The organism is Mycobacterium sp. URHB0044, assembly GCF_000620625.1.
Lineage (GTDB): Bacteria > Actinomycetota > Actinomycetes > Mycobacteriales > Mycobacteriaceae > Mycobacterium.
Window position 1 is genome coordinate 18,912 of record NZ_JIAW01000005.1, and the last position, 13,566, is coordinate 32,477.

At 62.1% G+C, this 13,566-nt stretch carries 9 protein-coding genes and 2 pseudogenes; 6 read left to right on the forward strand and 5 right to left on the reverse strand.

Features of this window, described 5'->3' with window-relative positions; translation table 11 throughout:
* Nucleotides 1-257: 257 nt before the first annotated feature.
* Complete coding sequence (locus tag N536_RS0111585; RefSeq protein ID WP_036436082.1) at nt 258-1,643, reverse strand: APC family permease; 1,386 nt, start codon at nt 1,641-1,643, stop codon at nt 258-260.
* A gap of 641 nt (nt 1,644-2,284) precedes the next feature.
* Here N536_RS0111585 and N536_RS38140 point away from each other — a divergent pair.
* Complete coding sequence (locus tag N536_RS38140) at nt 2,285-3,262, forward strand: DMT family transporter (RefSeq protein ID WP_197040117.1); 978 nt, start codon at nt 2,285-2,287, stop codon at nt 3,260-3,262.
* Here the strand turns inward: N536_RS38140 and N536_RS38145 are convergent.
* Nucleotides 3,227-4,180 (reverse strand): LysR family transcriptional regulator, encoded by a 954-nt coding sequence (locus N536_RS38145; RefSeq protein WP_051574434.1) that lies wholly within the window; start codon nt 4,178-4,180, stop codon nt 3,227-3,229. The genes N536_RS38140 and N536_RS38145 overlap by 36 nt on opposite strands.
* 64 nt (nt 4,181-4,244) lie before the next feature.
* On the reverse strand, nt 4,245-5,732 hold the full coding sequence (locus N536_RS0111605) for an NAD-dependent succinate-semialdehyde dehydrogenase (RefSeq protein WP_029113759.1): 1,488 nt from the start codon (nt 5,730-5,732) through the stop codon (nt 4,245-4,247).
* Nucleotides 5,733-5,907: 175 nt separating this feature from the next.
* Between N536_RS0111605 and N536_RS42970 the strand changes: the two are divergent.
* Nucleotides 5,908-6,018, forward strand: a pseudogene (locus tag N536_RS42970) (hypothetical protein); the annotation flags it as partial.
* A gap of 39 nt (nt 6,019-6,057) precedes the next feature.
* Here the strand turns inward: N536_RS42970 and N536_RS0111615 are convergent.
* A complete protein-coding gene (locus N536_RS0111615; RefSeq protein WP_029113760.1) occupies nt 6,058-8,928 on the reverse strand; it encodes an FAD-binding and (Fe-S)-binding domain-containing protein in 2,871 nt (956 codons plus the stop codon).
* 123 nt (nt 8,929-9,051) lie between these two features.
* Nucleotides 9,052-10,122: a tartrate dehydrogenase gene (locus N536_RS0111620; protein WP_029113761.1), complete on the reverse strand. Its 1,071-nt coding sequence runs from the start codon at nt 10,120-10,122 to the stop codon at nt 9,052-9,054.
* Nucleotides 10,123-10,275: 153 nt separating this feature from the next.
* Here N536_RS0111620 and N536_RS40705 point away from each other — a divergent pair, with 153 nt between their 5' ends.
* From N536_RS40705 to N536_RS38160, 4 genes and pseudogenes are all read left to right on the forward strand, one after another.
* The gene (locus tag N536_RS40705; protein ID WP_051574435.1) at nt 10,276-10,968 is read left to right on the forward strand and encodes a GntR family transcriptional regulator; all 693 of its coding nucleotides are present in this window, start codon (nt 10,276-10,278) and stop codon (nt 10,966-10,968) included.
* An 81-nt stretch (nt 10,969-11,049) separates the two neighbouring features.
* On the forward strand, nt 11,050-11,523 hold the full coding sequence (locus tag N536_RS38155; RefSeq protein WP_155948552.1) for a hypothetical protein: 474 nt from the start codon (nt 11,050-11,052) through the stop codon (nt 11,521-11,523).
* 127 nt (nt 11,524-11,650) lie between these two features.
* The gene (locus N536_RS42975) at nt 11,651-11,866 is read left to right on the forward strand and encodes an aminotransferase class III-fold pyridoxal phosphate-dependent enzyme (RefSeq protein WP_231514498.1); all 216 of its coding nucleotides are present in this window, start codon (nt 11,651-11,653) and stop codon (nt 11,864-11,866) included.
* 18 nt (nt 11,867-11,884) lie between these two features.
* Nucleotides 11,885-12,895, forward strand: a pseudogene (locus tag N536_RS38160) (aspartate aminotransferase family protein); the annotation flags it as partial.
* Between the last annotated feature and the right edge of the window lie 671 nt (nt 12,896-13,566).

A 13,566-nucleotide genomic window follows, 5' to 3' on the forward strand; every position in this document is an offset into this window, starting at 1 on the left:
CAGGTTCATAGTCGGAACGACTGGCGTGAGATCTGATCGCCTTCGCCGCCGCCAGGAGTGCGGGCCTGCTTTCTAGCGGCACATCAACTGATGCGCCAGGGGCGTAGAGGCAGTCACCCCAGCCGGCGCCCTCGTCGAGCGACCCGCCGAAGGACCTGGTTCGGATAGCCCTTCCCGACGAACACACCGGCGACAAGCTAGGTGCCCTATTGCCCTCGTGCCGAATGGAGTTCGAGCGGCCCGCTAGTGGCGCAAAATTAAACATTCTGGCGACCGATTCGCCGATACACATCCGGTTTCGTCTTCCGGTAGATCGCAGCCAATACGGCGCCGGCGCCGGCGACTAGGTATGTCAACACAATCACTGTTACGGCCAGACCGCCAGAGAGCCCACTGATCAGATCAATGTGTTCGGTCGCGAGGTAAAGCACGCCGCTGAACCCGAGAATTGCGACGACGGGCGCAACCGTTGTCTTGATTGACGAGATCTCTGGCTGCGGATTCCGCCGGAAGTACACCAGAACTGCGATGCTGGCGAGGAGCATCAGAACGGCGATCGCGTAGGTGCCCACACCGATCATCTTGCCGTAGAACGACATCGGCTCACTTGCAAGAAACATGAACGGGAAGGCGAGCAGCCCAATCATCGCGGTCACTACGAGCGATGCGCGGTAGGGGGAGTGGTGCTTGGGATGCGCGACGCCCAGTGCTTCGGGAAGGACTCCGTCACGACCCAGCGAGAAGAGGTAGCGCGACAGCATGTTCTGAAGCGAGATCTGCGATGCAAAAACCGAGTTGACGAGCAGTACAGCGCAGATGTCGACGAATACCGGCGCGACGAACATACCGAGCGCATCCGAGAACATGCCTTCGGCGTTGTCTGTCGCCACTGTCTGGGCGTTGTCCTGCCCGTACGCCAGGACGATGAGTGCAACGCTGATCGCATAAAAGACGCCGATCAGCAGAACCGACAGGTACATGGCGCGCGGAACCGTCTTCTCAGGATCCTTCGCTTCCTCGCGGAAGATTGCAGTCGACTCGAAGCCAATGAAGCAGAGCACACAGAACAGCACACCAATGGCCAGACTGCCCGATGTGAACACCTCGGACTGCATGACCGGTGCCTGCAATCCGTCTGCCCCATTGCGGGCCGCGATGCCGACGTCGAGGATGAGGACAATGCCCACTTCGAGCACCATTGCCGCGGTCAGGACCTTGGCTGACAGTTCAACATTTCGGTAGCCGATCACGCCGACGAGCGCCCAGCCGATGATCTGCCACCAGTACCAAGCGATTTCTGGGCCACCGAATCCGAGGATCAGTCGGTTGGTAGCGGACCCGAGGAAGGCGTAGCTTGCGGTGGACATCAACCAGTAGGCGAACACTGCCAAGAACGCGCCGCCGAGACCGGCGTGGCGACCGAGTCCAGAGGTTACGTAGGCGTAGAAGGCGCCTGGGTTCGGTACGAAACGCGACATCGTGGCCAGTCCGACGGCAAAGCACAGCAGGATGCCGGTAGCGATCAGGTAGGCGAGGGGAGCAGCTGATCCGGCGAAACTGACGACGATCGGGAAGACCCCTGATGCGCTGGCCAGTGGGGCAGCGCAAGCCAGGACGGTGAAGACCAAGGCAGCGGTGCCCATGTGGCCCCGTAGACCGGTGCCTTCTGGAGGACTGGTCCTGGCGCGTCGCGGCAAGGGTGTCGCTGCATCGGGTGCGGCATGTAGATCGGACATACATCTTCTCCATCGTGTCGCTTCGAGCCGGAGCTGGTCAGCGGAATGAGCGTGCGTACGGGACTGGGTTCGGCTGTGAGTGGATGGCGCATGGGTGACGTACATCACCACCGTGGATACTCTAGTAGATTGTCAACAATAGTCAATGAGTTGGATCTTTATTTACTGATGGTTTACACGGAGCGGGATCCGGTTGACACCGATCAGCGTGTCTTCGACGATGTCGCGGCAGCGCGATGATTGACCTCGACGAGGTTTGCTGGCGCTCGCCTTCTCCATGATCCGGTCTTGGTCGCCGACTGGCAGGTCCGTATTCTGCATGGTCCGCCTATCCAGCCGGCGAACTGCAAGGCGCGCCGGTGACCTCCCCCGGGCGGCGTGCCGGCACTACTCATCAGCCGTCAGATTGTCGCGGATGGCCCGCAGGTCGGCGCCGAAAAATACTGCGTGCGGTTCGGAAGAATTACCCGAGGATTAAGTGAACGTCACTCTGCTGCAGTATAAATCGACGATTGTCATGCGGCCGCCATGGCCTCAAGATGCATGATGTGACGCACGAAGTGACTGCTAGGCCGAAGATCGCGGTGGAACCACGGCACGGTGGCGCGTTAGGAAACCGACTTGCGGTGTTCGCCGGCGCTTCGTGCATAGCGCTGAGTGGGGTCCTCACCAGCTTCGCGGGACAGACTCCGGCCACCGTGGTGTTCTTCAGATGCTCTCTTGCCCTGCCGATACTGATCCCTCTGGCGTACTTCGAGATCCGCCGGCGGGGCGTCGTTAATGGGCGTGATCTTGTTTTGAGCGCGTTTGGTGGAGTACTGATCGGAATCGACTTCGCTTGCTCGGTGCGGGCCCTCGAGCTGGTCGGCGTGGGGGTATCCACTGTTCTCGGCAATGTGCAGATTTTGGTGGTGCCGGTGCTGTCGTGGCTTGTCTTCCGCGCCACCGTTCCAAGGCGATTCTTCCTGACTTTGCCGGCCTTCACTGTCGGAATCGTGCTACTCGGAGGGGGATTCGACAGCGAGGCCGACTACGTCGGGGTGCTCTTGGGATTGTGCTCCGGGACGGCCTACGCCATCTATGTCCTCATCATGAGGCGTCCATCGGCGGACAGTGGGCCGGCAACGCTAGCTGCGGCCGTCACGGTGACAGCGGGTATTGCCGGTGCCATTCTCGGATCTATCTGGGGCAAGATAGATTTGACGCCGGACGCGGCAGCGTTGGCCTGGTTGGCGCTGCTCGCGTTCGGTAGCCAGGTTCTGGGATGGATGCTGATCACCCACGGCCTGCCCGGGGTCCGACCAGAAGTGGCAGCGACCTTACTGTTGATCATGCCCGTCGGCGCCTTGCTGGCAGGGATCGTACTCCTTGGCGAGCGTCCGGAGGGCATCCAGTTGGTGGGCTGCGGATTGATTCTCGCCGCAATCTGGTTTGTGTCGATTCCGGTACGAAATGAACCCGATCGTCCGGGGCGGCAACGATCGGGCATCTCAAGAGGGTCGGGGCTGATCAGAGGTCCGCGGTAGCGATTGCGGCGACAAATCATTCGTGATTGCCTCGAAGACCTGGGTCAACGCCCCAATGCCCGCCCGCACCGATGGGCGGTCGTTGTCCTTACGTCGAACAGCGAAGATGTCTCGCCGCAGTTCAGGTTGTACTGGTACAAGGACGACATCTTCAGGAACCCAGACCCGAGCGAGCCGGGGTATTAATGCTGCTGCCAGCCCCCGTGCCACGAACTCGAGCTGAGAGCTGAATTCTGGAACCTCGTAAGACACGTGCGGTTCGACGCCCTGTGAGCGGAGCGTGTGAATCAGCCAGGTGTGGAACGACTCGCCCCTTCGCCATGTAGTCCAGGGCAACTCTGCGATCTGTCTCAAATGGATTGTTTCTGCGGAGGCGAGCGGATGGCCGGCGGGCAAAGCCACATCGGCGAGATCGGAATGAATGCGAGTCGCGGCCACCTCGTCTGGCAGATGCAGCGGCATCGTGACCCAGCTGTCGACGATCGTGAGGTCGACCTCGCGCTGCACTACGGCCGGCAGTATGGCGTCGGTGTCGTCTGCGATGAAGCTCACGTGCAGCAGCGGATGCAGGCGACGTAGCTGCGCGATGGCCTCGGGCACCACTACGCGGCCGGCAGAGACGATGGAGCTGATACGCAGATCTCCAGAGACGTCGCGATCCAGCGATGCAACTTCGGACTGGGCGCGGGCGAGCAGCGAGATGATCTCGTCGCCACGCTGGGCAAGCAGTTTGCCCGCCTGAGTGAGCTGCACGCCCCGCCCCGCCTGAACCAACAGCGCTACGCCGACTTCTTTTTCCAGTTTGGTCAGCTGCTGTGACACCCCTGAGGGTGTCAGGTGCAAAACTCTTGCTGCAGCCGCAATTGAGCCGTGGTCGGCGACAGTGCAGAGCGCGCGGAGGCGGTCTATCCCTACCATTCCGCCGATGCTGGGGGATCTGCCTCTCATGTCTCACGTGAGCTCGCCATGCGTTGCCGCGGCGCTAATGTACGCCGCGCCGCCGAGGGGTCGTGACGTATTTGTACTCCAGGAAATCGTCGATGCCGACCTTGCCGCCTTCGCGGCCGAGGCCGGATTGCTTGACGCCACCGAAAGGTGCCGACGGGTTGGCCACCATGCCGGTGTTGATGCCGACCATACCGACTTCCAGCCGCTCGCTGAGATCAAGTGCACGGTCGATGTCCTGGGTGAACACGTAGCCGACGAGGCCCCAATCGGTGTCATTAGCCAGGCGGATCATCTCGTCCTCGTCATCGAACGGCACGACGGGAGCGACAGGTCCGAAGATCTCCTCGGACATCAGGTTGGCGTCGGCCGGGACGTCGGTGAGCACGGTAGGCGGGTAGAAGAAGCCGGGACCATCAGGTGTCTGGCCACCGGTTACCGCGGTGGCACCCCGCTTGAGCGCATCGTCGACCAGTTCCTGAACTTTGTTGCGGCCGGCCTCGTCGATGAGCGGGCCGACCTGCGTCTCGGCTTCCATGCCGTTACCGACCTGCAGCGCTTCCATGCGAGCGGCCAACCGCGCGGAGAATTCGTCAATGATGTTGCGGTGCACGTATAGGCGGTTCGCGGCGGTGCAGGCTTCACCCATGTTGCGCATCTTGGCTGCCATGGCGCCCTCGACAGCTATATCGAGATCGGCGTCTGCACAGACGATGAACGGAGCGTTGCCGCCGAGCTCCATCGATGCTTTCATCACGTTGTCGGCCGCTTGGCGCAGCAACACCTTGCCGATTTCGGTGGAGCCGGTGAAGCTGACCTTGCGGGCTTTTTTGCTCGACATCCAATTGCCGACAACAGAACCGGCGGATGTTGTGGTGACGATGTTGAGCACTCCGGCGGGGAGGCCGGCCTCGATGAGAATCGATGCGAGTGCCAACGACGTCAGTGGAGTCTGCTGCGGTGGCTTGAGAACCATTGTGCAGCCCGCGGCGACAGCCGGAGCGATCTTGCGAGTGCCCATGGCGAGCGGGAAATTCCATGGGGTGACCAGGACGCACGGGCCAATCGGCTCGCGGGTGACGAAGACACGATTCTTGCCGTCACCGGAAACCCCCGCGTCGCCGGTGACACGCACTGCTTCTTCAGAGAACCAGCGAAGGTAGTCGGCTGCGTAGGCAACCTCACCCTTGGCTTCTGCGAGGGGCTTGCCCATCTCGGTGGTCATGATCTCGGCAATCCAATCTTGCCGCTCCATCACCAGATTGTAGGCGCGGCGCAGGATTTCGCCCCGTTCGCGGGGTGCGGTCCTCCCCCAGGAATGCTGCACTTGTGCGGCGGTCTCCAGAGCGGAATCGGCGTCGTCGCCTCCGCCATCGGCGATGACGGCGATGACCTCACCGGTTGCGGGGTTGCGAACCTCGAAGGTCTTACCGCTCTTGGCGCTACGCCATTCGCCGGCGATGAGCAACTCGGTGGGGACGGCGCGCCCCCCGATGGTCGGAGTGAAGGCAACAGCGGTAGTCATGGCCGCGATCATCCAAGGTAGATTGTAAATTGTCAACAATTCAGTCTAGGCGCGGCGGAGTCGAGAGGTATGTGAGCCGCAGTGATGCAAGGCGCGAGCAGTGATGGTGCCATGGCTATTGTCGGTACTGCGCACGTTAAGCGCGGCGTGGCGGAAATGGTCAAGGGCGGCAGGTCCCTACGATCTGGTCGTCGAGGTGGCGCAGACCGGCAAGCTGCCCGTGACACTGTTCACCGCCGGCCTGGGCGAGGCGATGGTCGGAATCAACGTGGAGGACATCGCATAACCTCACCGGCTTGCCGAACGCGGCTGGTAGTCCGCTTCGTCAGCGTTCAGGATCCAGCAGCTCCGCCAGATGCACTGACGTGCGATCGGCGGCGAGCTGCCGTACCTGCATATGGCAGCTGAAACCGTCAGTCAACACCGCGGTGTCGGAGTCCGTATTGAGCAGTGCAGGTGCTAGGGACTGTTGGGCCACCTGCATACTGATGCCGTAGTGCTGAGCCTCGAACCCGAAATTACCTGCGAAACCGCAACATCCGGTAGCTTCGTTCACCTGGGTCACCCCAATCGATGTCAGCGCCTTGCGCTGCGCGCCGGCGCCGAACACCGCGTACTCATGACAGTGGGTCTGAACGGTAACTTTGTCGGGCACCGTCGTGGAAGGGCGCCAGCCGCCGTCAGCATTCTCTGTGACGGCTTGCGCGAAACTGCGGACGCGGGCCGCCACCCGGCGAGCGGCATCGGAGTTGACGAGCTCGGGCAGATCCTTGCGAAACGCCGCTGCGCAACTGGGTTCGATCACCACGATGGGCCGGTCAGACCCGTCATCGAGAAGCACTGCAGCCTTGCGGAGTTGGCGTTTGGCCTTGCCCAGCTGACCCGTCGAGATGAAGGTCAGACCGCAGCATGCGTCAGTGCGGCACTCGCTGGTCTGGCCCGCTTCAGCGAGCACCCGGCGCGCGGAGCTGATGACCTCGGGCCGGAATCCCCGGGTGAACGTGTCGGCGATAACCACGACGTCTGCCGAAGGGCTCTTCGTACCAAGGGCTCGCCGGATTCGGCGCCGCGAGGCGAACTCAGGTAGCCTCCGGTGCGGAGTCAACCCGCCGCAGGCAGCGAGCACACGTGCCATCGGCCCACGCACCATGACGTTGACCAGAGGCGCGATCCATTGGGTCAGCTGCAGCCAGGTCGGCAGCCAGCCGAGCGAGTAGTGTGAGATGGGCCGAATCCGCCATCGGTAGAAGTGGTCGAAGAATTCAGATTTGTACGTTGCCATGTCGACACCCACTGGGCAATCCGTCGAACAGGCCTTGCACGACAGACAGAGATCGAGTGAATCGCGAACGTCCTGGGAGCGCCAGCCCGCCGCAACTGTCGGAGAGTTTCGCACCATCTCCTGCAGGGCGCGGGCCCGACCACGGGTTGAATCCTTCTCGTCCCCGGTAGCCCGAAAGCTGGGGCACATCACGCCTCCGGTGGTGGCGCGGCAGCGGCCGACGCCGATGCAGCCCTGCACCGAATGCACAAACGGGTCAAGCGTCTGGTCGTTGGTCGATTTTAGGTGGAAGCTGGTTTGCCATTCACGAGGTGTGACATCGGCGAGAGAAAGGCTGTCCGTCAGCGGCTCAGGATCAACGATAATGCCCGGATTCAGTTGGCCCGCCGGATCCCAGATCCGCTTGAAAACCTGGAAGGCCGCCACGACCTCCGCGCTGTACATCAGTGGCAACAACTCTGAGCGCGCCCGGCCGTCACCGTGTTCGCCCGACATCGACCCGCCGAAGCTGACACATAGGCGTGCCGCGCGGTCGACGAACCTGGACATGAGCGCCCGGCCCGCCTCGGTTCGCAGATCGAAATCGATCCGGATATGCATGCAGCCCGCACCGAAGTGGCCGTACATGACCCCGGTGAGCTCGAACTCCGCAAGTAGTGCCTTCATGGCCACCAGATAGTCCGCGAGTTGACTTGGGGCGACGGCGGAATCCTCCCAGCCGGTGTAAGATTCGCGTCCATCGATCAGTCGAGCCGACAACCCGGCGCCGTCTTCACGGACGCGCCACAGGGAAGCACGTTCGACCGGTTCAGCGACGACCCGAGCGTCGACTAGGCGGCCCTGGGCCGTTAGCTTGGCGAGCAGTTCGCCGCCGCGCCGCTGCACTTCTTTCGTATCGTCGCCGTCGAGATCGACATAGAGCCAGGATTTTCCGTCGGGTAGACCTATCACCGAGTCTGACCCGCGCAGCCCGCGCATGGTCTCGACGATCACTGAGTCGATGCCTTCGATGGCGGCGGGGGAGTATTGCAGGATCACTGGATTGTCCCGCGCGGCGTCGATGAGATCGCGGTATCCCAGGCACAGCAGCATGGCCGCGGGCGGGACGGGAACGAGTTTCACGGTGGCCGCGACGACGATCGCGCACGTGCCTTCGCTGCCGACCAGTGCGCGGGCCACATTGAACCCGTTCTCCGGCAGCAAGTTCGACAAGTGAAAACCAGAAACCTGACGGGGGATTCGGCCCAGTTCCAGCCGGAAGGACGCCAGATTGGTCTGTACCAGCGCGTGCAACTCGGACTCGATACGGGTGGCTTCGGCGACTGCGCCAGTATCCGCAGGCTCGGTGGCGCGCACTCCGTTGGAAGTGGCGGTCAGTCGGTGTCCGGACGAGGTGACGAGGTCGAGCGATATGACGTGATCGGAGGTGCGTCCGTAACGGACCGAATGGTTGCCACACGCATCGTTGCCAATGGCGCCGCCGACCGTCGCCCGCGACTTGCTGGAAGGATCTGGAGCGAAGGTGAGGGCGCCGTTGCTGGCATCGCTGACGGCTTTCTGCAGTTCGGTCAACACGATGCCGGGGTCGACCACCGCGGTCCGGTTCCTTTCATCGAAGGACCGCACGCGGTTCATGTGGCGCGAGAAATCGATGATGAGGCCGCGTCCGATGGCATTGCCTGCCAGCGAGGTACCACCGCCACGACTGGTGATCGGTATACCGGCGCGCACCGCCTCACGGACAATGACGGCGACCTCTCCGGGGGTGCGCGGGAAGGCGACGGCTTGTGGTGGCACGCGGTAGTTGGAGGCGTCGAAAGAGTACTCGGCGCAACGTCGGGAATCGGTGTCGATCACGATCCCGACCCCCGCGAGAATGCGCTGGAGGGCCTCTATGGCGGTAACGTCTTCCATGCGACCTTCACCTCATTCTCGACTGGCTGGATGCAGCTCACTCAGGGGTGTGTGGCTAGCCCGACAGATTGTCAACAATCTACATGTGATGAAGGCACGTGCCAACGCCGCTCGAGCAGGCCGCTAGCGCGGAATCCTGTCGAGGATCGCAGCGGCCATTTCGACGGTGGTGGCTGTCCCGCCGAGATCCCGCGTCAAAGTGCCTTCGCACAGTGCGAGGGTGATGGCTTCGAGAATCTCCGCTGCGGCGTCAGGGTGACCGAGATGGTCGAGCAACATCGCGGCAGACCAGATGGCTCCCACGGGATTGGCGATATTCTGGTTCGCGATATCGGGGGCCGATCCGTGCACCGGTTCGAACATCGACGGACATTGACCGGACGGGTTCAAATTGGCGGACGGCGCGATGCCGATAGACCCAGCCACCGCAGCGGCGAGGTCGGACAGAATGTCACCGAACAGGTTCGATGCCAGCACCACGTCGAAATCGCCGGGCTTGAGGACAATGCGGGCTGCAAGGGCGTCAATGTGTTCCGAGCGCCATCGCACACTCGGATGGCCCGCGGCGCGATCGCTGACGACCTCGTCCCAGAACGGCATGCTGTGAATGAGCCCGTTGGACTTGGTGGCGGACACCAGATTGCCCTGCCGCTGAGCCGCGAGCTCGAAAGCATAGTCAGCGATCCGCGATATCCCCTTGCGCGTGAAAACGGCTTCCTGCAATGCGAACTCATCGTCCCCGGCACCGAAGCGGCCACCGATGCGCGAGTATTCGCCTTCGGAGTTCTCCCGCACGATGACCAGGTCGACACCGCCCTGGACGTGGCTGGGCAGAGCCCGTTTCAGCGGTGAGTCGACACCCTCAAACACACGAGCGGGCCGCTTATTCACAAACTGGTCGAACTCGCGGCGCAACGGGATCAGCAGGCCCCACAGCGAGACGTGATCGGGCACTCCGTGCCAACCGACCGCGCCCAACAGGATGGCGTCGTGGGCCCGGATCTGATCCAAACCGTCGTCGGGCATCATTGCACCGAGGTTGGCGTAGCGCTCGCAGGACCAATCAAATTCATCAAACGTAAAGTGCAGGCCGTGCCGTCGTCCGACGGCATCGAGGACCATGGTTGCCGGGGGAAGAACCTCGCGGCCAATGCCGTCACCGGGGATGAGGGCTATGCGGTAACTCGATTTCATGGACACGGTGTGCCCTCCTCTGTTGATACAGGTGGCGGATACTCGGCAGGAGCCCTACTGTAGAACAATAATGAGAACTCTTGATCCGCGCGCACCTGCTAAGGCTGGGCGTGCCGGCAACTTCGCAGCCCACCGGCGATATACGGTGTCGCAGTGACCGGCTTCCGCGCCTTGAAAGTGTCGCGAACGACCACACCGCAGCAGGTCGTCGACGAGCTCAAGGACATGATCCTGCGTGGCGACCTCGGCCCCGGGGAGCGAATCAACGAAAGTACGATCGCCTCGGAATGGGGATTGTCGCGTAACACTGTGCGCGAAGCGCTGCGGTTGCTCGAATCCGGCGGTCTTATCCGTAAACACCCTAAGCGGGGCATGGCGGTGTGGGATCCCTCAGACGCGGAAATTCTCGATCTCTATTCCGCACGGTTCTATCTAGAGACGCTGGCCGCCTCTACCGTGACGCCCGCGACAGACCTCAGTGCTGTTCACGGCGCCTACGAAGCGTTCAAACGCGCACTGAGTACCCATGATCCTTATCAGATCGTGGTGCGAGACCTGGACATTCACGGCGCAGTTGTCGGGCTTCTGGGCAATCAATTTCTCGATGCGACATATGCAAACCTCAGTACTCAGCTGCAGTACTTTTTGATGGTGCTGTCTCTGGAGCACCTGGAGTACGACGACGTCTCCGGCATCGAAACCGAGCACCGTGCGATCGTGGACGCCCTCGAAAGCCGCGATGCACAACGGGCAGAGTCGACCGTGGGAGAGATCACCATTAGGAACCGTGATTTCGTGCGGCAAGCAGTTCAGCGGCGTCGCGACGCCGTTCACACGACCAGCTAGCGAAAACAGAAGATAGGTCTGTTGTGAACGGTAGCTCATGATACTGTTCTACAGTAGAACAAATTGAACGAAGTTAGGGCGATGCCGCAACGTGTGACACCTTTGGTCGTACCCGCGGGCGCCATCCTGGAAAGTCTCGATCGGGCCGACCACGTGAACGGTGGCCCCGCTGCCGTTGGTGAGGCCAGCTCGCATCGGCTGCTTGCCGGCGCGGGGCGGGATGCCGGGCTGACGCGTCTGATCACGCTTGGCGGATTTGACGCGCAACTGCTGCGTTTTGTCGTGACCTGGCGGCCCTACGGCGGGCCGCCAGAAGACGAACTTTTTCCTGCTTTCGGCCTCACCCGCGCACAGGTAAGCGATCGGATTCGTGAACTAGTGACCCAAGATGGCGGCACCACACTGCACGTCGACGACGCGGTGCTACTCGTCGCTGCCGCCGAAACAATGGGGATCTCGATCTCGCTCACCACGCGTCGTGTACCGACTGGAACACCGCGCACACCCAGCAATCGCCAGTCGCCGCCGACCGGCCTACGGCCCAACCGCGGATAGGCCGCGGCTGAACCTCGTGTTTGGAACTACGTGGTCGCCGACAGCCGTACCTCAGCAAGTGCGGCTCAAGAAACTCGCCACAGGACGAAAAGATCTGTCTCTCAAACAATCAACCGATGGAGGAAAGATGATCGGAGATGCGCTGTGGAGCTCCCAAGCCCACATGCCAACGGTGCTCGGTGAGCGAATCACCATAACGACGGGCGACGGAGCCTGGTTGAGCACCGACGACGGCCGCCGGTTACTCGACGCCACGGCAAGCCTTTGGCACGCAAATATTGGCCACGGACGCCGTGAGCTGGCCGACGTCGCGCACAAGCAGATGAGTGAACTGGAGACCTAACACACGTTCGGGCGGTTCGCGAACGAGCCAGCGCTGCGGCTCAGTGATCGCCTCGCCGACATGATGCCGATCGACTCCGCGAAAATCTTCTTCACCAGCGGTGGTTCGGATTCCGTGGACATGGCCTGCAAGCTGGCGCGGCTGCACTGGCAGCTGGACGGCAAATCAAGCAAGAAGATGATCATCAGCAGAGACCGCGCATATCACGGACTTCATGCCTTCGGTACAAGTATCGGCGGACTGTGCCATAACCGCACCGGGTACGGCACTGCTTCGTTGGTGCCTGAAACCGCACGCATCCCTACCTACGGGCTGGCCGATGCGATCGAGAGGATGGACGAGATTGGACCCGACAACATTGCCGCGATCATTACGGAGCCGGTGCTGGGTACCGGCGGCGTCCACGGTCCCGAGGACGGCTATCTGATCGGCCTGCAGTCGTATGCCCACGCCAACGACATCCTGTTGATTCTTGACGAAGTCATCACCGGCTTCGGACGCACGGGACGGATGTTCGCCGCTCAGCGCTGGGGCGTCACGCCGGACATGATGACCATGGCAAAGGGAATTACCTCGGGTTACCTACCACTCGGTGCAGTCGCAGTGGCTCCCAATGTGTGGCAGCGATTCTTTGACGACTCCGACGCACCGAGCTTCCGCCACGGGCTAACCTACGCAGGCCATGCCACGGCATGCGTTGTTGCCGAGGCGAATCTGGACATCATTGAGCAGGAAGGTCTGGTGGCGCGCGCGGCAGAATTGGAACAGCTGTTGGTCAGCTCTCTGGCTCCGCTCGCGGCGCATCCGAAGGTGATGGAGGTTCGTTCCGGTGCCGGGCTGCTGGCCGGCGTGCAACTGCACGCGGCGGTCGACGGCGCCTCCGTGGTCGAGTCCTGCCTGTCCAACGGAGTCATCCTGCGTCTTCTGTACGAGAACACCATTCAGATCAGCCCGCCATTCGTCGTCAGTGACGCCGACATCGCGCTCATCGTCGATTCGATTGCAGCTGGGCTCGCTGGTGAAACCTGACGTGACGAACGCGACGGAATCCTGCTTCGTGTGGGACTCGGTGCGACGGAGTGAATGGAGCTCGGGGATAGCACAATTGGTGAAGGCACGCGGGCAACGAGAGTAGTCGCTGTGGCGGTGAGGGCCATGTTGTTCCTCGCTTGATGATGGCGACGGTGGCGTTCGCTGATCTCGGTATGGCGCACGGTGTCATAGACGTGTCTGTTGGCCCCGCCGGCGGTCGAGGCTGAACTTTGGCTGTCGTGGTCGCCGGTCGCCCCGGCCGGCATTAGGTGGTCACGAACCGGCGGTATCGGATGCGTAGGTGTCTTCGCCGCTCGGGCCGCCACCGGTGAGGCGGGGGACCACGTCAACCATTGCGGGCAGCTGGGCTGCCGCAGGCCAGATGTCGCACGAGGCGGTGCATCGCGCACCCCTGATCGTGGGCTTCGGTCCGGTTCGTTGAATTCTCGGTCGCCTGGTGATCCTTGCTCTTCGACGAACGCCGCGGCGGTGCGCCGAAGGCAGACGCGCGGATACGAACCCGATGTCCAATCGATGGTGAAGGGGCCGAGGCAGGCGTGCGCCCGACGCTGCTTTCGTGGGCAATGTGCGGATTGTCGACGACCTGTCTCGGCTATGTTAGCTCAAGATCAATATTGAAGATTGTTTACAATCGACGAGCGGCGAAG

What these genes read in the sequence shown, in the direction of transcription:
- N536_RS0111620 (WP_029113761.1), bottom strand. Translation starts at nt 10,122, where the DNA reads ATGAAATCGAGTTACCGCATAGCCCTCATCCCCGGTGACGGCATTGGC.
- N536_RS0111605 (WP_029113759.1), bottom strand. Translation starts at nt 5,732, where the DNA reads ATGACTACCGCTGTTGCCTTCACTCCGACCATCGGGGGGCGCGCCGTC.
- N536_RS38145 (WP_051574434.1), bottom strand. Translation starts at nt 4,180, where the DNA reads ATGGTAGGGATAGACCGCCTCCGCGCGCTCTGCACTGTCGCCGACCAC.
- N536_RS0111615 (WP_029113760.1), bottom strand. Translation starts at nt 8,928, where the DNA reads ATGGAAGACGTTACCGCCATAGAGGCCCTCCAGCGCATTCTCGCGGGG.
- N536_RS0111585 (WP_036436082.1), bottom strand. Translation starts at nt 1,643, where the DNA reads ATGGGCACCGCTGCCTTGGTCTTCACCGTCCTGGCTTGCGCTGCCCCA.
- N536_RS42975 (WP_231514498.1), top strand. Translation starts at nt 11,651, where the DNA reads ATGATCGGAGATGCGCTGTGGAGCTCCCAAGCCCACATGCCAACGGTG.
- N536_RS38155 (WP_155948552.1), top strand. Translation starts at nt 11,050, where the DNA reads ATGCCGCAACGTGTGACACCTTTGGTCGTACCCGCGGGCGCCATCCTG.